At 45.4% G+C, this 19,420-nt stretch carries 18 protein-coding genes; 2 read left to right on the forward strand and 16 right to left on the reverse strand.

The genetic code is table 11. The annotated features are described in order from the left end of the window. The first annotated feature begins 166 nt into the window (after positions 1-166). Complete coding sequence (locus BM415_RS09880) at positions 167-1,516, forward strand: lytic polysaccharide monooxygenase (protein WP_091157370.1); 1,350 nt, start codon at positions 167-169, stop codon at positions 1,514-1,516. A 72-nt stretch (positions 1,517-1,588) separates the two neighbouring features. Here the strand turns inward: BM415_RS09880 and BM415_RS09885 are convergent, their stop codons facing one another. The 4 genes from BM415_RS09885 to BM415_RS09900 form a co-directional block, all read right to left on the reverse strand. Further along, entirely contained in the window at positions 1,589-2,458 is an 870-nt protein-coding gene (locus BM415_RS09885; protein ID WP_091157372.1) for an SDR family oxidoreductase, read from the reverse strand. Positions 2,459-2,676: 218 nt separating this feature from the next. Further along, a complete protein-coding gene (locus BM415_RS09890) occupies positions 2,677-4,029 on the reverse strand; it encodes a cation:dicarboxylate symporter family transporter (protein ID WP_244533201.1) in 1,353 nt (450 codons plus the stop codon). A 273-nt stretch (positions 4,030-4,302) separates the two neighbouring features. After that, on the reverse strand, positions 4,303-4,656 hold the full coding sequence (locus BM415_RS09895) for a hypothetical protein (protein WP_091157375.1): 354 nt from the start codon (positions 4,654-4,656) through the stop codon (positions 4,303-4,305). A 163-nt stretch (positions 4,657-4,819) separates the two neighbouring features. Then, entirely contained in the window at positions 4,820-5,599 is a 780-nt protein-coding gene (locus BM415_RS09900; protein WP_170862421.1) for an AraC family transcriptional regulator, read from the reverse strand. Between the two features lie 255 nt (positions 5,600-5,854). Between BM415_RS09900 and BM415_RS09905 the strand changes: the two genes are divergently transcribed. Next, entirely contained in the window at positions 5,855-8,386 is a 2,532-nt protein-coding gene (locus BM415_RS09905) for a pectate lyase family protein (protein ID WP_091157380.1), read from the forward strand. 140 nt (positions 8,387-8,526) lie between these two features. On the opposite strand, the gene BM415_RS09910 is transcribed toward BM415_RS09905, so the two are convergent. From BM415_RS09910 to BM415_RS25055, 12 genes are all read right to left on the reverse strand, one after another. Then, a complete protein-coding gene (locus BM415_RS09910) occupies positions 8,527-9,633 on the reverse strand; it encodes a Gfo/Idh/MocA family protein (RefSeq protein ID WP_091157382.1) in 1,107 nt (368 codons plus the stop codon). Positions 9,634-9,669: 36 nt separating this feature from the next. Continuing rightward, positions 9,670-10,392 carry a ThuA domain-containing protein gene (locus tag BM415_RS09915; protein ID WP_091157383.1) on the reverse strand — a complete coding sequence of 241 codons (723 nt, stop codon included), beginning with the start codon at positions 10,390-10,392 and terminating at the stop codon, positions 9,670-9,672. Positions 10,393-10,434: 42 nt separating this feature from the next. Continuing rightward, positions 10,435-11,598 carry a Gfo/Idh/MocA family protein gene (locus BM415_RS09920; RefSeq protein WP_091157386.1) on the reverse strand — a complete coding sequence of 388 codons (1,164 nt, stop codon included), beginning with the start codon at positions 11,596-11,598 and terminating at the stop codon, positions 10,435-10,437. Positions 11,599-11,602: 4 nt separating this feature from the next. Continuing rightward, positions 11,603-12,664: a LacI family DNA-binding transcriptional regulator gene (locus tag BM415_RS09925; protein ID WP_091159177.1), complete on the reverse strand. Its 1,062-nt coding sequence runs from the start codon at positions 12,662-12,664 to the stop codon at positions 11,603-11,605. Between the two features lie 181 nt (positions 12,665-12,845). Then, a complete protein-coding gene (gene glpX, locus BM415_RS09930; RefSeq protein WP_091157388.1) occupies positions 12,846-13,925 on the reverse strand; it encodes a class II fructose-bisphosphatase in 1,080 nt (359 codons plus the stop codon). Positions 13,926-14,059: 134 nt separating this feature from the next. Then, entirely contained in the window at positions 14,060-14,389 is a 330-nt protein-coding gene (locus tag BM415_RS09935; protein WP_091157391.1) for a YnfA family protein, read from the reverse strand. Positions 14,390-14,527: 138 nt separating this feature from the next. Continuing rightward, the gene (locus BM415_RS09940) at positions 14,528-15,556 is read right to left on the reverse strand and encodes an ABC transporter substrate-binding protein (protein WP_091157393.1); all 1,029 of its coding nucleotides are present in this window, start codon (positions 15,554-15,556) and stop codon (positions 14,528-14,530) included. Between the two features lie 78 nt (positions 15,557-15,634). Continuing rightward, complete coding sequence (locus BM415_RS09945; protein WP_091157396.1) at positions 15,635-16,138, reverse strand: nucleoside deaminase; 504 nt, start codon at positions 16,136-16,138, stop codon at positions 15,635-15,637. A gap of 357 nt (positions 16,139-16,495) precedes the next feature. Next, positions 16,496-17,191 (reverse strand): thioesterase II family protein, encoded by a 696-nt coding sequence (locus BM415_RS09950; protein ID WP_091157398.1) that lies wholly within the window; start codon positions 17,189-17,191, stop codon positions 16,496-16,498. Positions 17,192-17,203: 12 nt separating this feature from the next. Beyond that, a complete protein-coding gene (locus BM415_RS09955) occupies positions 17,204-18,451 on the reverse strand; it encodes an MFS transporter (RefSeq protein ID WP_091157401.1) in 1,248 nt (415 codons plus the stop codon). Between the two features lie 61 nt (positions 18,452-18,512). Further along, positions 18,513-19,124, reverse strand: a complete 612-nt coding sequence (locus BM415_RS09960) for a TetR/AcrR family transcriptional regulator (protein ID WP_244533277.1) — start codon at positions 19,122-19,124, stop codon at positions 18,513-18,515. 144 nt (positions 19,125-19,268) lie between these two features. After that, entirely contained in the window at positions 19,269-19,418 is a 150-nt protein-coding gene (locus BM415_RS25055; RefSeq protein WP_170862422.1) for a hypothetical protein, read from the reverse strand. Between the last annotated feature and the right edge of the window lie 2 nt (positions 19,419-19,420).

Genomic DNA, 19,420 nt, shown 5'->3' on the forward strand with positions numbered 1-19,420 from the left:
AATTACATTAAATGTTAATAAAGCGGTCATTTTTGTGGTATTTTTTATATTTTTATCCCCTGTTTTGAAACTATTTACCCTTACCAATTGATTTGGAATCTTTAAAATGAAGAAGTAGGAGGCGGAATTTGATCGCCAAACCGCACATTTTGAGGAGGGAATGGTTATGATGGAAAATGGATTGGTTATGAGGAAGAACTTCCACGTTCGTTTGCTGCTTGGAATCTTGTTCGCGTTTATCACTTGCCTAATTGCTGCAGAAGTTGCTTCAGCTCACGGTTACATAAGCGCTCCGCAAAGCCGGGCCTATCTCTGCAAGCTTGGACAGAATACAAACTGCGGCAACGTACAGTATGAGCCACAATCCTTAGAAGCAAAAGGTAACTTCCCAGCAGGGGGGCCTGCCGACGGACAGATCTCAGGAGCCGGAATCTTCCCACAAATGAATGAGCAGTCTCCTACTCGCTGGACGAAGGTCAACATGAACACAGGACCAAACACATTTACTTGGACGCTTACAGCCGCTCATGCGACTGCGGAATGGAAATACTACATTACTAAACCAGGCTGGGATCAGAGCAAAGCACTTGCACGTTCCGATATTGAGTTGTTCTGTTCCATTGATGACGGTGGTAAAAGACCAGACTATACTGTGACACATTCTTGTAATATTCCTTCGGACCGCAGCGGCTACCATCTTATTCTTGCCGTTTGGGAAATCGCAGATACAGGAAACGCATTTTATAATACGATTGATGTGAACTTGAATGGCGGCGGAGGAAACCCTGGCGATACGACAGCTCCATCAGCACCAAGCGGTCTTCATTCCATGGGTGTCACATCAACTTCGGTTTCCTTGATGTGGTCAGCTTCAACTGACAATGTAGGAGTTACTGGATATGAAATTTACAGAGGCACGACTTTGGTAGGCACCGTATCCGGCTCTACATTGACTTACAATGCGACCGGTCTTACGGCAAACAGCAGCTACACCTTTACTGTAAAAGCGAAGGATGCAGCGGGTAATCAATCAGCAGCAAGCAACGTATTAAGTGTAACCACTTCTGGTGCTGGCACTCCTGATACTAATGCGCCTACCGCACCAAGCGGATTGCATTCTATGGGCGTTACAGCAAGCTCGGTCTCCCTAATGTGGTCAGCTTCTACTGATAACACAGCAGTTACCGGATATGAAATCTACAGAGGTTCAACAAAAGTAGCTACAGTATCTGGTACAACATTGGAATACAACGTAACAGGACTCTCCGCTGGCACCAGCTATTCCTTTACAGTCAAAGCCATCGATGCTGCCGGCAATGTATCTGCTGCAAGCAATACACTAACCATCTCCACCTCTTCACCTTCGACGACAGCACCAGAATGGACGCCTGGCACAGCCTATAAAGTGAATGATCTTGTCACCTACAACGGGGTTGTATACAAATGCCGTCAAGCGCATACAGCTCTGACAGGATGGGAGCCAGCAACAACATTAGCTCTTTGGATCGCAAACTAACAAGGATTCTGTGAAATACTTGCTATAACATAACAAAGCTCCTGAGAGACAGGAGCTTTGTTGACTTTTTCCCTATAGTCCTTGTTCCTTCGCATACCTGCCCCAATGAGGACGACTACCATCCCGATCTATAAAGTCATACTCTTCTGACAATCCCCATGAGCTAAGTGCAAGACCAGTCTTCTCATGCACCTTGGGATCTGCCGCGAGACACGCCGCTGCCTTGCCTACATAATCAGGTGTTTCTGAAGCAATAAAATGAGGCTCTGTGCGTACAGCATCCCTCCAATTCTCTTCAGTTACGCCGAAGTAATCCAGCATGGCTTCTGAACGCAAAAAACCCGGGGTAAGCGCGAGTGCTGTTACGTTATGCGGCTTCAATTCCTCAGCCATGGCCTTTGCCAGATGAATAACTGATACTTTGGCTAAGCTGTAATATAGATTACCCCGATATCTATCATCGACACCGTCCGTTATTTCAATAATCAAACCCTGCTTCCTTGCCACCATAAGCGGTGCTCCAAATTTGCTTGTGATCATATGCGAATGGACTGCCCGCTTCTGCATCATTAATCCGTCCTCCAAGGAGTGCTCCCAGAAGGCTTTGGACCAATCTGTCAGCGGATCACCTCCCCATACGTCATTCACGAGTATATCGAGCCTGCCTTCTCTTTCACGGGCGACCCTCTCAAACAACCGCTCCACCTGCTCGGGATCTGTATGATCGACCTGGACCGCAATACCAATCCCGCCTGCCTGTGTCACCAGCTCCGCAGTTTCTTCAATTGTTTCCGATCGGTTCATGTCCGATTTATCCTGGCGAGTAGTTCTTCCCGTACAATACACTACGGCACCGCTCGCTCCTAGCTGAACGGCAATGGCCCTTCCTGCCCCGCGTGTGGCACCCGCTACAACCGCTACCTTGCCATTTAATGCTGTCACTTATCCATTCACTCCTCTGGTGTTCTTATCTCATCCTCAGGACTTATTCTGTCCTTCCTTCTTATTGTAAATGTGAAATATGACAATACCTGTCGTAGTTGCAAAAGAAATTGATTCAGTTATAACAGACCAAAAAACCGCTGTAAAGGATATATCATTCCCTTACAGCGGATTATAGATATCACACCTTACACGCGGCTTCTACTATATATCTGGTATTACTCTACTTCCAATTTTCTAGCCGCAGATAGATCAGTGACAGCCGGTGCAGGAGATACCCCCTCTTCCAAGATTAATCCTGACTTCATCACCTGTACAGCTTGTTTTTTATCCAGAAGTCCTTCCCATCTTGCAACGACAAACGTCGCAACGGCATAACCGATCAAGTTAATTGTCGTGCGAAAGTTCCCCATAATCCGATCTGGTGCCAGCATCAACGCAACAGCCGCGATCGGAATGAAGCCCGTACTTGCAGCGGTTGCAGATAAGGCAACAAATGCGGAACCTGGAATACCCGCCATGCCCTTGGATGTAAGCAGCAGCACACCAAGGAGTACCAGCTGCTCGTACAAGCCGAGATCCGTTCCTGTGGCTTGGGCCAAAAACACAAGCGCCAGTGACAAATAAATAGAGGCCCCGTCAAGGTTAAAGGAATAACCTGTTGGCACAACCAAGCCTACGACTGATCGCTCACAGCCCGCCTTTTCCAGCTTCGTCATCAATTGCGGCATAACGGCTTCGGTGGATCCGGTAGCAAATGAGAATATGATTTCCTCACGAATCAGTTTAATGACTCCCCACAACCCAATCCCTACAAAAAGTCGCATAATGACTTCAAGAACAAGCAGAAAAATGATACATGCCACCGCCATGGCCAAGAACAGCTTGCCGAAGGAGAGCAGAGTTTGCATCCCATATTGACTTACTGCATAAGCCATCGCTCCAAAGGTCGCAATAACGGTTAGCTTCATAATGAAGCCCATGATTTGAAAAATAACTTTGCTGACATGATCCAATAGATCAATCAGAAATTCCGATGTCATTCCTCCGATTCGAACGACTGCGAAACCGAATAAACAAGAGACGAGCAGTACCTGCAGCATGGCATTGTAAGCAAAAGCCGAAACCACACTCTCCGGAATAATGTTCATGAAGAATTCGGTCCCTGTTGGCAGCTCTGAATTCTTCGTTGCTTGGCCAACCTGGTCTACGGACAAGCTTGCTGGGTCAACATTCATCCCTTGACCTGGCTTCATGACATTTGCAGCTACTAAACCGATAATTAGAGCAATGGTCGTAACCACCTCGAAATAGATCAATGCCTTACCGCCAATTCTGCCAACCGTTTTAATGTTCCCTACCTTTGCTATGCCCAGCACTACAACGACGAACACAAGCGGTGATATGATCATTTTAATCAATTTGATAAAACCGTCACCGAGTGGCTTAAGTGCTATTCCAAAGGAAGGCCAGAAATAACCAACAGCAATTCCAAGTACTATGGCCATCATAATTTGAAAAAAGAGTCCTTTATAAAAAGGCTTCCGCTCCATCGTTTGTGTAATCACCACAACAACGCCCCCATATCCATCCAGTTATTTTTTTATAACTATAAGTTGAGCGAGATGTTGCGTCAATTTATCTAACACAATTTTGGAGGAATGCTGATTTAATGAAAATAAACTAGGCACGCCACACAAAAATGCAAGTATATTATATGTTTTATGGTAATTAATGGTACGTAATTGTCATTCGCGTTACATTCACTACCATCGTCAATTGCCACCAAAAAACCGGATCGCATATGCAATCCGGCTTTATCCATCAGATCTATATTTTCACTATTATTTTGAAGGGTGATGCTTCCTATTCACAATAGACTCCAGCTTCTGGGAGATCATGACTCGTTCATGTTTCAACTCCCATATTCGTTCCGTTACTTTAGCCTTCTCCGCTTCGTCCTTCTCCCAACTTAACTGCTTGAATAGTGACAACAGCTCGTCGTTAAGCGCATCAAATTGAATCCATAATTCATTTCGCAGCACCGGAGTATCCTTGTTCGTCTCCTGCTCTGTATAAGTCTTCATCAGATTTATGATTTCTTGCTGCCAGTCTTTGTCATCAATTCGGATCGCATAATTCAGGAGATCCAAATAATCATCTATTTGTAATGAATTTGACATGCGTTGTATTGTCATGATTGATCCAGCGTCTCCTTTACACTCTTTTACCGAGTATTATACTAGGTTTTATGAGATTTTCAAGAGGTCAATTGATCTTCTTGTAAAATTACGAATGAATCTACTCTGTGTGTCTGTTGTTCATTCTAATCTGATTTGATTCACTCCTATGTAATATACCTCACATATATGCCTGACGCCGGAATTCATTAGGGGTAACCCCGTATTCCTTTTTGAAGACGCGGTAAAAAGAACGAAGACTGCTAAATCCTGAATCAAAAGCGATATCCGTTACGGCATCTGTCGTTGATCGCAGCAGCATATGAGCAAAAGCCGCTCGCAGGCCATTGATATAATTACGGAAGGAAACATGGAACTGCTCTGAGAAGATTCGAGAAATAAGATACTTACTAATGACGAGTTCTTTTTCAAGAATATCTAATGTAAGGGGTTCCAAAAAATGACGATCTATATAAGCTAGAATTTTCTGAATTTCATCGACTTCTTTCAAATAATCCACCTTCCTTAACGACAGTAACGGCATAGCATGTCCCAGAATGACTGAGGTATACGCCTTCAGCAGGCGCTGCTCACCCTGTTCTTCATAAAGATGGTATAACGTCCACATGACTTGAGTCAGCAATTCATTCTTTCTAATCAAGGGACGACTCGGAGCATAATGAAGCAAATCTCCTGTATAGTCCCCCGGAAAAGCAGCATCGAAAAACATGAGCATCATTTCGCTATGCTCGGTGGTCTGGTAGCTGTGAGGCTGATTAGGAAAAATAACGATCAAGTCTCCTGCTGTGAGCAAATACGTGTCACGATTGACGTTAGCTTGAATACTTCCCGACAGAAGCATGGCAATCTCGACATTCTTGTGCAAATGAAGCGGATAAGTGTTATTCCTGGATATAAATGAATGGAATTGCTGGTCACGATGCTGATATTTAATCTTCATACACGATCCCTCCAAGCCAGTATAGAAGACGCAGCTGCACATTCTGCATTTCACGCTAAAAAGAACATAATATGTGTTTGCTCCTTTAGACAAGAGAAAAGATCAATTTTTGGCAAGAAAGTGCAAAATTGTGGCAGGTAAATATTTTCCAAAAGTCTTAAAGTATATAGTTGTAAGGATGATCCGTAAGGAGGAGTAAATTCGCATAGGTAAGCTGCTGACTATTAAAATGAATTGAAGGGAGAAAACAGGCAGATGAAATGGAATCATAAGCGATTCAAAGGAATGATGTCTATTGGTTTGAGTTTTTCGGTAGCGCTTTCAATTATGGGTGTCCAGCCCCCTTCTGCGGCCATGGCACTTGAGACGGGTAAGAAGCCCGTTCCTGATGCCTCTGTCCTCGCGTTTCCAGGTGCAGAAGGCGGCGGTGCCTATGCTACTGGAGGTCGGGGCGGAGATGTTTACATTGTAACCAATCTAGATGATTATAAGGAAAATGAAGAGCCGATCGCCGGTTCACTAAGATACGGTATTTTATCCACACCACAGGAAGGACGCACAATTGTCTTCCATGTATCCGGCACAATTGAGCTTGAGAGCTCCTTAAGATTAAATAATATTAAAAATTTGACGATAGCTGGTCAAACTGCACCTGGAAACGGCATTACCATTGCAGGCTGGGATACGAACATCAGCAATTCAGAGAACATCATCATCCGTTACCTATCCTTCCGACCGGGTGCTGCAAATGTATTTAATGGCAGTGATTCAATGGACGCCCTATGGGGCAGAGACAATAACCAATTTATTATCGATCATTGCTCCTTTAGCTGGAACACTGATGAGACCTTGTCGTTATATCGGGGTGAGAATGGTACTGTTCAATGGTCCATCATCTCCGAAAGTCTGACTCTATCCGGGCATTCCAAAGGAAGACATGGCTATGGAGGAATAGCCGGCGGTGACAAAACAACATTCCATCACAATCTGTACACAAGTCATACGTCCAGAAACCCAAGACTTGGCGGTGGCTATGCAGGTATAGCGGATAAAGAACACGTGGCCGTTGTTCAATTTGCTAATAATGTAATCTACAATTGGGGCTTTAATGGCACTTACGGTGGAGGCTTCAATTTCACAAACTTCATGAACAATATTGAAATCGCAGGCCCTGGAACCAGGGATAATGTAACGGATAGAGTCATTGATGCAGGCGAATCCGGCAAGCTGGGCGGTTTCTATATTTCAGGTAATCAGATCAACGGCAAGCTCACAGGCTGGCTGGACGGTTCATCGACTTATGTAAAAAGCTCGGGTGATCCAAGCGGAGATCAGTTAACGACATTTGTAACCGAGCCTTATTTATCCGCGGACAGCACCGGTGTTAATCATGGCGTTACAAACAATGGCTTTGACAACCATGTCCTCCATGGAGTCGTCGATGCCAATGGACAATTGCTGAACACCATTCTACGTCAGGCTGGAGCAACGTATCCCCGCCGTGATGCAATTGATGCTCGTATTGTAGCCGAAGTGGAACAAGGACTCGGAAGATATATCAATACGGAGCACGAGGTTGGCGGATATGTAACCGACTTTGGTGTCGTTGAAGAGCAGCATCCTGATCAGTATGACTCCAATCTTAACGGAATGGAGGACAAATGGGAGAAGAAAAACAAGATCTGGGGTATGAAGGATGCATATAAGACCGTTACTCGCTCAGGTTATACTTGGCTCGAGCTGTATATAAACAGCCTGGGCGATATGAAGCATGTTGCGGAAAACCCTGAAGCCAAGCTTCAAGCACCTTCAAATAATGAACAATTTAAACTGGGCGAACCCATTCAAGTTAGAATCAAGGCTTCCTCCAAATTCAAGAACAAAATCAAGAAAGTCGCCATATATAACGGATCTGAGTATCTTGGAGACGCAGTGAAGAGAGGAAATATGTATCAGTACACGATCAAGGGACTGGGCGATGCTTCTTACTTTATTTCTGCCCGAGTGACGGATTCAGAAGGTAATGAGACACAAACGACGGCTGCCAACATTCATGTGAATACGAGCGCTCACACGCTTGAGGAGGCGGGTTGGTCTTCGAAGGACATTGGTTCACCATACCTCAGAGGCTCGGGAAGCCTATCGGGTGGTACCCTAACGGTAAAAGGGAATGGGAAGCTGGGCGTAAGCGAAGGCAGCAGTGAACGGTCACCTGAGCGGGATGCTGCGAAGGATGATTTTCAATTTGTATACAAGAAGATGACCGGGGATATGGAGCTCACCGCAAAATTGGAAGACATCGGTTCAATCGATAACCATGCTTTTACCGGGCTCATGATTCGAGATGATCTCACTATAGACAGTTCGGCGGCAGCGCTTGGTCTGTCTTGGGTGAAGCTATCAAAAGACACCAGCTGGTCAGCTTATCTGGCTGGAAGAAACCAATCAGGAGCCGATTTTGATGAGCTGACAGAGACGCTGGATAGTCCGGCTGCAGCTGAAAATGCCGGTATTCAACTGCTCGCCGATATCCCTTTCAAGATAAATGGTGACTTACAAGGATACTGGCTCAAGCTAGGGCGTAAAGGAGATGCATTCTACGCATATGGCTCCACAAATGGAACCGATTGGACCAAGATCGGTGAGAAGACGGTCGTCATGCAAGACTCGATCTATGTTGGCTTTGCGGTAGACAGTAATGATGTTGCAAATGATATAGAACAGTTGAATTATGCAAAGTTCTCTAATCTTACTTTGACAGAGGGTTTTAATCCTCTAACTGACTAGTCGTTTACGTTAACCTATCCTCTGAAAATTGTCCTATTCATTAGCGCCGGGTGTGAGCTACAAGCCCGGCGCTTTTCTTGGTAGAGCAAATAGCCGCAGTTAAGCGGCTATCATGGACATATATTTTTGTAGCAGGATGATTAGCTATCCAGCGTATACAGCGGCAAATCTGCAGGAAGTGAAGCCGGACGTTTACAAGTGCTCTTCATCGTGTAGTGCTGACCGTCGTCCGAGGCGTCATGGAAGGCCCACATAGCTTCAAGAACATGATAGGCCAGTTCACCGCTGGCCCGGTGCTCACGTCCACTTCGAATGGCATACGCCATATCTGCCGGACCAATTCCCCGTGTGTTCTGATCGTATCCTGGCAAGAGCTCGACCTCTTCCCAATCCTTCTCTCCAATGCGCTTCAGCAATACAGGGCCGCCAAACGTATTCGGATCCGGCACACGAAGCGTTCCTTCCGTCCCGTAAATCTCGATATTAGGGAGCTGGCTTCCTCCAAAAATATCAAAGCTGGTTACAATGGTGCCGATGGCTCCTTGCTCAAACCGAAGTAGACCTGCTACATGGGTAGGAATCTCCACCTTGATCTTCTGACCGAATTTCTTCTCGCTGCTTATGGTGCGTTCGTCAAGTGCCTTGCCCGTCATCCCCGTAATACTCGAGATCGGACCCAGCAACTGAATAAGTGCAGTCAGATAATAAGGGCCCATATCAAACATCGGGCCTCCCCCTTTGGCATAATAAAACTCAGGGTCCGGATGCCAGAATTCATGACCGCGGCTCATCATAAAGGCTGTCGCAGCTACAGGCGTGCCGATCAGACCCTCTTCAATTAATTTTAGTGACGTTTGGATGCCCGTGCCAAAGAAGGTTTCGGGTGCAGAACCAACGAGAAGTCCCTTCTCCCTCGCCGCCTGCAGCACTGCGGCTCCCTCTTCCCGGGTAACCGCTAGAGGCTTCTCGACATAAACATGTTTGCCCGCTTCTATTGCTTGCAGACAAACATCCGCATGAACAGCAGGGATCGTCAGATTGATGACAAGCTCAATCTCGGGATCATTCAGCAGTTCCTGAACACTAACCGCTCTGGGTATACCGTATGCCTTGGCCTGCTCTTCTGCTCTTGACAGGTCAAGGTCGGCACAGGCTACCAATTCAAGACATTCGAATTTATTACAGTTTTCCATATAGATACTGCTGATTTTACCGCAGCCGATAATACCTACCTTCACTTTATCCATCGAATGTTGTTCTCCCTTCAACCTGTAAGTCTCGTATTAGATCTGACTATCACCCATACCTGTATATTGTATTGCCTTGCCCTGCTTAGCCGCGGCTGCTTGCTTACCCTCTGCAGCCCACATAAATCCGCGAACCATGATTTCTTTGACCGGTGCCATTTCCACAATATCCGCATGATGTCCAAGCGAATTGTAGAACACTCTGCCTTGCCCCCAGCGCTTCGTCCATACGACAGGCATGTCGACTGCGCCATTCGTAGAATGCGGTCCCTCCACAATTGGGAATCTTGTTGTAGCCAGCACTTCGACAGCCGGGTCAATGTGCAGATAATACTGCTCACTTTTCACTTGGAAATCTTCTATTCCGGCAAGCAGTGTGCTGGAGCTGTTCTTGATATTTACCGTATATTCCACTCCGTCATTGCCCGGGTGTGCTACCCACTGGCCTCCCGTCATAAACTGCCAGTCAACATTCGTGCGGAATGCATCACACATTCCTCCATGCAGTCCTGCAAGGCCAACTCCTGACATGACAGCAGCTGAAACGTTGCTTGCCAGCTCCTTCTCAATCTCGCCCATAGTCCAGCAGGGAATGATGAGATCAAGTGTCTTCAGCTTCTCCGCATCACGATACGCTTCAAGTGTATTCGCGACTTCCACCTCGAAATTTTGCTCGGTCAGCCATGCTTTAAACAATGCCGATACCTGCTCTGGCTCGTGGCCGTCCCAGCCGCCCCATACGATTAGCGCTTTTTTCATCCTGCAACACACTCCTTCATTATTATGGAATCTTACAGTTAACTAAGACATCTCAGACAGTGACACCCAGCGGCGTTCCTCCACCGACCGTTCTACCGCTTCAAGAACCGCCTGGCAGGCAACTCCATCATGGAAGTTCGGTACGGGCTGCCTATTCTCTTCGATCGCATTCATGAATTCAACGACTTCATGAGTAAAGGTGTGATCAAATCCAATCGGATGTCCTGTCGGCCACCAAGCCTCCGCATACTTGTGAACCCCATCTGTCGCCATGACTCGGCGGAAGCCCTGTACATCCTCTGCATCATTCACAAAGTAAACTTCAAGCTCATTCATCCGTTCAAAATCAAACTTTACGCTGCCCAGGCTGCCATTGATTTCAAAGGAATTGGTGCTGCGATGACCAGCCGCAAAACGAGTTGCCTCAAAACTGCCGATGGCACCGCTTTCAAACCGGGCTAAAAACAGTGTTGCATCATCTACGGTTACAGGTCCTTTTTCCGTATTACTATTGCCCTTCGCTGTAAGTCCTGTCATCTCTGATGCAATCGGACGCTCCTTAATGAAGGTCTCGCTCATACCGATAACTTCTTTAAATTCTCCAACCAAATAACGAGCCATATCAATCAAATGCGCTCCAAGATCGCCATGCGAACCGGAGCCTGCAATTTCCTTCTGAAGTCTCCAGACGAGCGGGAATTCGGGATCCAGGATCCAGTCCTGCAGGAAGTTTGCTCGAAAATGATAGATCTTCCCCAGTCTTCCGCTGTCCACAAGATCCTTGGCGAGCTGAACGGCTGGTGAGAAACGATAGTTAAAGCCAATCATATGCTTGATGCCCGCACTTTCCGCGGTCTCCAGCATTTCACGGGAATCCTTAAGGTTTAAGGCAAGGGGCTTCTCACAGAAGATATGTTTGCCCGCCTGTGCTGCAGCGATGGCAATCTCCTTATGAGCGTCACTTGGCGCATTGATATCGATAAGGTCGATATCCTCTCTAGTGACCAGCTCTCTCCAGTCGGTCACACTCTCCTGCCAGCCGAACTGCTCCTGTGCTTCCTTCACTCCCTTGGGATCACGGCCGCAGATGACAGCCATCTCGGGTTTAACGGTTTTTGGAAAAAACATAGGAACACTGCGATATGCATTGCTGTGTGCCTTACCCATAAATTTATAACCAATCATACCTACGCGAACAGAACTCATGAAATCATCCTCCTGTACGATTTTTGGATGAGGCTCGAACGATTAGTTCGGCTTGTAACAGATATCTGGGATGTTCCTTGAACATCTGGGACCAATTGGACGGATCTTCACATGCCGTCAGCATCAATCGTGCAGCCAGCTCCCCCATTTCATAGAATGGCACTCTTACACTGCTGAGCGGAGGTACACAGATTTCTGCGGAATCCGAATCATCGTAACCGACAATCGCGGGAAAATGCTGCTGATCCGGTAGTAACTCTCGCAGCCTCTGAAGCAGACCGACAGCCATCCGATCATTTGCCACAAAGACAGCATCTACCTGTTCAACCCTCTTCGCAATTTCGTCTCCTATCGCATAACCGCTCCGTCTGCCAAAATTCCCTTCAAATAGAAGCGATTCATCGAGCTCAAGACCTCGCTGCTGAAGCGCTTTCTGAAAGCCCTTGAAGCGATCCAGACTGTTCGAGTACGTGAGCGGCCCGTTCAGAAATGCAATTCTGTGAAGTCCCTGATCGATCAAATGCTGTACAGCCATTCGGCTTCCTTCTTCATGATCCACATCCACTTCCGGGAAATTCTCCCGATCAAAATGCTGGTTGACGACAATAAAAGGATGCCTTGCCTCCCGGAGCTTTCGAAGGGCTTCCCGCTCTCCCGGCTCATCCTTTGCACCGAGCACGATTAGAGCATCTACCTTCTGCATCCGGAAGAATGACACATATTCGGGTGTATCCTCTTCACTGCGAAACAGAACAAGAAGATCATAGCCTTGCTCCCGCACCGTATTTCCCATTCCGCTGAGAATCTCAGAGAAGTAATAACTGGAGAACAGTCGCGCCTTCGGAATATAAGGCAGAACTACGCCCATATTCCCGCTCTTGCGACGGGCAAAGCTGCGCGCGAGATTACTTGGCACATAACCAAGCTGGCTAGCAGCATCCAGTACTTTGATCCGCGTCTCTTCTTTGATAGGACCCACGCCGTTCAGTACTCGGGAGACCGTAGCTTCGGATACACCAGCTAAATCAGCAACTTCTCTTCGTGTTGCAATAATAGATCCACTCATTTCCATATCTAATGTACGCGCGTACATTTTCTCATGGCGAGCATAGAATGTCAATTGGTCTGATGCATTTTTTACAAAGAAATACGCCCATGATCTTCTAATTAGGATGAAGGAATTCTTCATCAAACTGTGTAGAAGTTCATGAGCGGATAAACGGCTAACGGTTTATACGCTGTTCATATCAGCCCTGCTTCAACGCTTCTATTACTGAGCCAGCAGCATGCTCCTCTTTGTTCGCTTTTGCCTGCTTCTTAAGCGTGCTGCCAGGTGCAGATTCTAAGGTCTGGGCCTGCCTGACTTTATGCAGCACCTCTTTGCCCGGAAGAAAATGCTGTGTTCTTATGTAGCGGATCGTTCGGGTCTTGGCTCTCATAACAATAGAATGCGTCTCGGCTCTGTCATCAGCAAGATATCGGACTCCACCAAGAATTTCACCTGGCGTGACTCCCGTGGCTGCAAAAATAACATCGTCCTTACCGATCATATCCTCCATTGTCAGCACTCTATATGGCTCTGTAATTCCCATCTTCAAACAGCGCTGATATTCATCTGCATTCGCAGGCATTAATCTGCCCTGGATTTCTCCACCAAGGCAAGACAGCGCTGCAGCAGCCAGTACTCCCTCTGGTGCTCCTCCTGAGCCTACGTAGATATCAATGCCCGCTTCCGGGAATGCCGGCGCCATCGCTCCTGCCACATCTCCATCACTCAGGAATTTGATTCGAACGCCCACTTTACGCAGCATCTTAATGATGCTCTCATGGCGATCACGGTCTAGAATCATAACGGTTAGATCAGAGATGTTCTTGTTTAACTCAGTAGCCGCTTTTCGCAAGGTGACATCAATCGGATCTTCAATACTTACTTTACCGACCAGCGCTGGTCCGACCGCAAGCTTCTCCATGTACATGTCTGGAGCATGAAGCAGATTCCCTTTGCCTGCAACGGCGATAACAGACAGTGCATTATTCAGTCCCTTGGCTACAATCTCGGTTCCTTCCAGCGGGTCCACAGCAACATCCACTTCCGGCCCCTCACTGTTCCCTACTTCTTCTCCGATATACAGCATTGGAGCCTCATCCATCTCCCCTTCGCCAATGACTACCGTTCCCTTAATGGATACAGAATCAAACATGGCGCGCATCGCCAGAGTTGCGGCCTCATCCGCACTATTCTTATCCCCCCTGCCCATCCAAGGAGCTGATGCCAATGCAGCTAGTTCTGTTACCCTGACTATCTCAAGCGCCAATTCACGTTCCACCTTGCTTCCACACCCTTTCTCCCGTTTGAGTCTTATCATAATAGAAGCAGAAGCATAAATCTACCAATTCATCCCTTATTTTATAATGAAATAGACGACTTTGAATGAATATTCCCTTTACTTTAGTGATGAATTCAACTGTTTCTTGGCCCCCATAGAATAATTGCAACCCCTGCAAGACAAATGAACGAGCCTAGCCAATCATAGAAGTCCGGTGTTTTCTTATCGACCCCCCAGCCCCACAATATTGCCATGATGACGAAGACACCTCCATATGCCGCATACACTCTACCAAACGTGGGAAATTGCTGCAGCGTAGGAATGATGCCGTAGATTACTAGAATTAAACTTCCTGCAATTCCATAAATATAATGTCTTCCCTCTCTAAGCCACAGCCACACTAAATATCCGCCGCCAATTTCAGCAAGTCCGGCGAGAATGAACAATATGATAGATACACCCATTGAGATTCTCTACTCCTTCTAAAATGAAATCATTCGATCATACCACACATTAAAAAAAGGCACAGAGCCTCATTCAATAATGAATGTACTCCGTACCTTGGTCTATCATTTTATTATCGTTATGGAATCCATTTCCACTTATTTGGCAGGCAAATATTCTGTCGTGAATACTTCGCTTACATCGAGGTCTTTCGTAAGCAAGCCGATCTCCAGCAGCTGATCCTTCAGCTCATTCCAGCGAGCCTCGGTCATATAGCCCATGCCATTCTCTTCCGCGTCGTAACCAAATACAAATTCTCTTTGTTGTTCTTCTCCAAAGGCAATCTCATCTTCTGCCAAATTAGTGTTAATCTCAAGGATCTTCTTATTAATCTGTTCAAAATTCTCTTTATAATCATACCAGCCTTCTACTGTACCGTTAACGAACGCTTTGACTGTCTCCGGGTTCTCCTCTAAATATTTCTCAGTGGTGTAAACAACGGCGGCATACGGTTCATATCCGGAATCGGCAATCAGCTTCGTTCCTACCTCAATGCCTTGCTTCTCCACAACATACGGCTCACCATTAACGAAGGACTGGCTTGCAGACTGAGGGTCTTCAATAAAGTTACCATGCTGGCCTGTATATGCTACTTCCTTAACCGTATCCAGACTGTATTTATGCTTCAAGAATTCCCAGTAGGGCTGGCCTTGCTGAATAAATACGGTTCTGCCATTCAGATCGTCAAAGTCCTCGATACCAGACTCCTCATGGAACATAAGAGCCTGCGGACTAATCTGAAACGTCGTTGCCAAGGCGACAATTGGAATTCCTTCCTCGCGTGCTAGCAGAATCTGATCCGCATGTGCAACTCCGAACTCCGCTTTTCCGGAAGCAACAATCTGAATGGAGGAGACCTGTGGTCCTCCTGGCTCAATCGTTACGTCCAGATTCTTCCCTTCATAAATCCCGTTCTCTTCGGCTGCATAGAACCCGCCATGCTCCGTCTTGGCGAACCAGTTAAGAACGACCTTAACAGGAGTTGTTTCTTGTGCACTTCCCGAAGCACTGGTATTATCCGTTCCTGCTTCTCCGCCGCCACATGCTGTTAAGGTTAAGGACACAGCGAGGAGCAAGGCGCTCATCTTCGATCTTTTGTTATTCCATTTTACCGACTTCTTCCACATACCCTTCACGCTCCGCTCATCATTTTTAGTAATGGATATCGTACGATTACACAAGTGATGTTCTTCTTGATTTTATAGCTATTCGGCGGGGCTCCAGTAACCTTCATGAACAGCAACAATCTCACTTGCCAGCTCAGGGAATGGCCCGATGACCTCAATTTCTTTTTGTCCTTTGGCAAAAATCTCGCGGCATGGCATGTCAAACGTCGGATTCTGAGGATCATTACCTGTCAGAGCCAACAGCTCCTTCTCCGAGATACCATATACGACACGCCCGATATTTCCCCAATACATCGCACCTGAGCACATGGCACAGGGCTCTGCTGTCGTATATAATGTACACTCCCATAAGAATGCAGGATCATATGTATGTGATGCTTTCTCCATCAACGCAGTTTCGGCATGACCGGTACAGCGATGCTCTGTAATCTCGACATTTCCCTGCTCCAGCAGGATGTGGCCTTCTTTATCCACGAGCACCGCGCCAAAGGGTGTATTCCCACTCTCTCTGGCCATGCGTGATACTTCTATACAACGCTTCAAAAATACAACATGATTGAGCTCCACTGCCTGACTCCCCATTTTCTTCTCCCCTTCACCTCTCTGAATATGACTTGATATTAGATGAACGCACTATATGCGTCAATTAATCTTACACAGTTTTATCATACTGAATAATATAAGTCGTTATTTTTGTGAAAAAGCACATATCTTCAAACTTTTTCGCTAGAAACTTAAGAATATTCATGATTTCCACAAAGTTTTTTTACATTTCATGTTATATCTATGTTCGTTTAACGGATAAATAAATATATATTTCAGCTCAGCTTTAGTTTCTATGTTAATTCAATCTTCTTGTCACACAAAAAAAGCTGCCGTTACATCGGCAGCTCGAAATCCGTGTTTGTTTTCAGCTGTGATATCCTATATGGATCATTTTTATATCAGCACCCTTTTTATTTGTTCCGCTATGACTTCATAATGCTTATGAATAAAGAAATGGTCTCCCTCATAAACGGAGAGCTGACAAGCTCCAAATGTTGTCTCTTTCCAGGCTTCCATTTGGTCTACAGCAATGACATCCTGATTCCCGGCAAGCACGGTGATATCCGTATGAAGCAGGTCTCTGGTTTTCCATTCATAATTCTCTACGAGCCTCATATCCGCCCTAATCAATGGCAAGAACAAATCTAACAACTCTTGATTCTCAAGCACTTCTTCTGACATGCCACCAAGCTTTATCATTTCTTCAAGAAACGTGCGGTCTGATAATTCGGAAATCCGCTTTAACTTTTCATTCAAGTGTGGAGCCCTGCGAGCACCTACAAATAAGTGTTTAAGCTCACGATCATGCTTCTCTCTAATATAATGAGCGAGTTCATAGGCTATTAAGCTCCCCATACTATATCCGAAAAAGGCAAAGGGCTCACTAATCAGATGTACCGGAATGGATAAGTAGGCATCTTCCACTGCCTCATCTATGCTGTTATAAAACGGCTCATTCATTCTTCGTCCTCGGCCCGCCAGCTCAATTGGATGGACCTCAATGAACTCGGACAGCTGATTACGCCAGCGAAAGTACATCATTGATGACCCTCCGGCATAGGGAAAACAGAACAAGTGAATCTTTTTCATTAGCTGCCTCCTCTAATCCAAAGCCCGACTAAGCTCTTGATCAGCTGGCACGGATGCCTCTACGGTGTCATTTTTGCTGTCAAACTTAATCTTGATTCCTGGAATTAAGCCAACAGTAAGCACAAGAACAGACAGGACATATGCTGTAAATAATGAAGTATTGCTCATTACGACACCAGCAAAGGAAGATCCGATGAGCATTGCGCCCATAAACATAGGCGTTATGGTACCATTAACGCGTCCAATCATTTGTTCATCAATTTTGGTAACAAGAAATGTGGAGATGATCACATTTACAAAAGCTAGACATAGAGAGCTTAAAAAGCTGATGACTAATGTAAGCCATAGCCAACCTGACATGACTTCTCCAAGAGTTGTAACCGCGAGAAAGATAACTCCTAATACAAGTGTACGGTTTTGATCCAGCTTGCTGCTTAATGCTGCTGCAACTCCCCCACCTATAAGCAAACCTAATCCCGAAGCTCCCGTTAAATATTGAACCGAGGTTTGATCAAGACCAAGTCGCTCCGTAATCAGAAAAATTTCTAGTGGACTGATTAGACCCGAAGACAATCCCAAAATAATAAATAACAGGGTTAAGAACTTTAAAGAGCTGGACTCCAGAACATACTTCCAGCCTTCTTTCATCTCGCCAAAAAGTGAGGTTGTGGCAGCAGGACTTGGTTCATCTTTTGGCAGAAGCGTTAATATTAGAGCCGAAGCAACGAACAATACAAGAAGTGAATACATCGAAGCTTGAATTCCCAATGTACTATAAATAAAAGTGCCTACGATGGGACCGAGAATAAGAAATAACGACTGAGAGCTCTGTGTAATCGCAATAGCGGACTGGACATGCTCCTCTTCAACATTTCGTTTAACGATTTTAACAGAGGATGGCTGGGAAAACTGACTAACGATGGACGATACAAAGGTGGCAGCATACAGCACCTGCCAATATCCTGATGCCATCACTGCAATAATGAGCACAATGGACAGCGAACTTAGAATGTCACCCATAATCATGGTCCGTTTTGGATTCCAGCGGTCAGCAAGTGCACCTCCAATAAAGGAAAAAACAAAGATTGGAACATATTCAAGCACTGTAATAAGTGAAACTGCAATCGGGTTCCCTTGTGTCTGATCCATAATGAAGTAAAGAATCGCCATATTTCTAATCCAAATTGCTAAATTTTGAAGCAGATCAGATAGGGTAATAACAAGGAAAGCCCTGTTTTTAAACAAAGTATTCATAGCCATCTCCTTTTTAAACCGACTATTCGGTCTATTAATTTATAAAAGAAAAACTGATAAGTTGATATCAGTCTTTCATTGTTTTACTTGTGTGTTGAATTCCCATCAGCAAGCTTGCGATTCCTGATTTATACAATCTGCGAATTTCTGTTAAGTCTTTCTCATAGTAGAGCGTACCTAACCCGTTAAATAATCCATTAATAATATGCATTAAATCTTGTGGGTCACTAGGCTTCAATTCCTCGCGTTCTATGCCTTGAATGATGATTCGCTCATAGGTTACATACGGGATACGTATAAGTGACAGCATTTCATCCAGCATTTCTTGACTGACGACTTGACCTGAAACAAACTCGTTAATTGCATGATTAAGTGGATTAGCCAAATCATCTACATAATGGTCGGCAAGACCGTATAACTTCTCGACTGTTGTTTCGTACTGTGATTCCTTCTCTTGCCAAGAATCCATCCACTCTTGATTATTCAGCTTGATCAAGAACATGAAGAGCTCCTCTTTGCTCTTGAAGTGATAATAAATACTGCCTTTGCTTCGATTGTTAACCGTGCAGATCTCTTCCATTGAAGTTGCGTTATATCCTTTTTGTGCAAAGAGTTCTTTTGTATTTCGAGCGATATCCTTTTTAATCTGAGCTACATCTTTTCTGCGTTTAACTTCGATCGGTAACCCCTCCAGAAAACTGACTGGTCAGTCTATTAGTATTATAGCCATAAAACGATTATTTTCAATATGTACCCTCTTACATATCACCATATTTGCTGGTGATTTGCAAGAGGGTATTGGATATTTTAAAGTTAACAATAATTATTTGTCCTCTTTTTCATTCTTGAATGCTTCATTAATTTCGTTAACAATGGTCTCCGGCAGTTTCTCCACTTCACGAGCTGCCTCGTTCACTTCCTCAGGTACATCCTCATTCTTAATGACACCGAATTTGAAAAATTTGTTTGCCATTT

Source organism: Paenibacillus sp. 453mf (assembly GCF_900116105.1).
Lineage (GTDB): Bacteria > Bacillota > Bacilli > Paenibacillales > Paenibacillaceae > Paenibacillus > Paenibacillus provencensis.

Coding starts and splice junctions, on each gene's coding strand:
- BM415_RS25055 (WP_170862422.1), bottom strand. CDS start 19,418: ATGGCAAACAAATTTTTCAAATTCGGTGTCATTAAGAATGAGGATGTA.
- BM415_RS09925 (WP_091159177.1), bottom strand. CDS start 12,664: ATGAGTGGATCTATTATTGCAACACGAAGAGAAGTTGCTGATTTAGCT.
- BM415_RS09935 (WP_091157391.1), bottom strand. CDS start 14,389: ATGGGTGTATCTATCATATTGTTCATTCTCGCCGGACTTGCTGAAATT.
- BM415_RS09880 (WP_091157370.1), top strand. CDS start 167: ATGATGGAAAATGGATTGGTTATGAGGAAGAACTTCCACGTTCGTTTG.
- BM415_RS09895 (WP_091157375.1), bottom strand. CDS start 4,656: ATGACAATACAACGCATGTCAAATTCATTACAAATAGATGATTATTTG.
- BM415_RS09945 (WP_091157396.1), bottom strand. CDS start 16,138: ATGGGGAGTCAGGCAGTGGAGCTCAATCATGTTGTATTTTTGAAGCGT.
- BM415_RS09900 (WP_170862421.1), bottom strand. CDS start 5,599: ATGAAGATTAAATATCAGCATCGTGACCAGCAATTCCATTCATTTATA.
- BM415_RS09910 (WP_091157382.1), bottom strand. CDS start 9,633: ATGGATAAAGTGAAGGTAGGTATTATCGGCTGCGGTAAAATCAGCAGT.
- BM415_RS09905 (WP_091157380.1), top strand. CDS start 5,855: ATGAAATGGAATCATAAGCGATTCAAAGGAATGATGTCTATTGGTTTG.
- BM415_RS09915 (WP_091157383.1), bottom strand. CDS start 10,392: ATGAAAAAAGCGCTAATCGTATGGGGCGGCTGGGACGGCCACGAGCCA.
- BM415_RS09920 (WP_091157386.1), bottom strand. CDS start 11,598: ATGAGTTCTGTTCGCGTAGGTATGATTGGTTATAAATTTATGGGTAAG.
- BM415_RS09950 (WP_091157398.1), bottom strand. CDS start 17,191: ATGAAAAAGATTCACTTGTTCTGTTTTCCCTATGCCGGAGGGTCATCA.
- BM415_RS09955 (WP_091157401.1), bottom strand. CDS start 18,451: ATGGCTATGAATACTTTGTTTAAAAACAGGGCTTTCCTTGTTATTACC.
- BM415_RS09940 (WP_091157393.1), bottom strand. CDS start 15,556: ATGTGGAAGAAGTCGGTAAAATGGAATAACAAAAGATCGAAGATGAGC.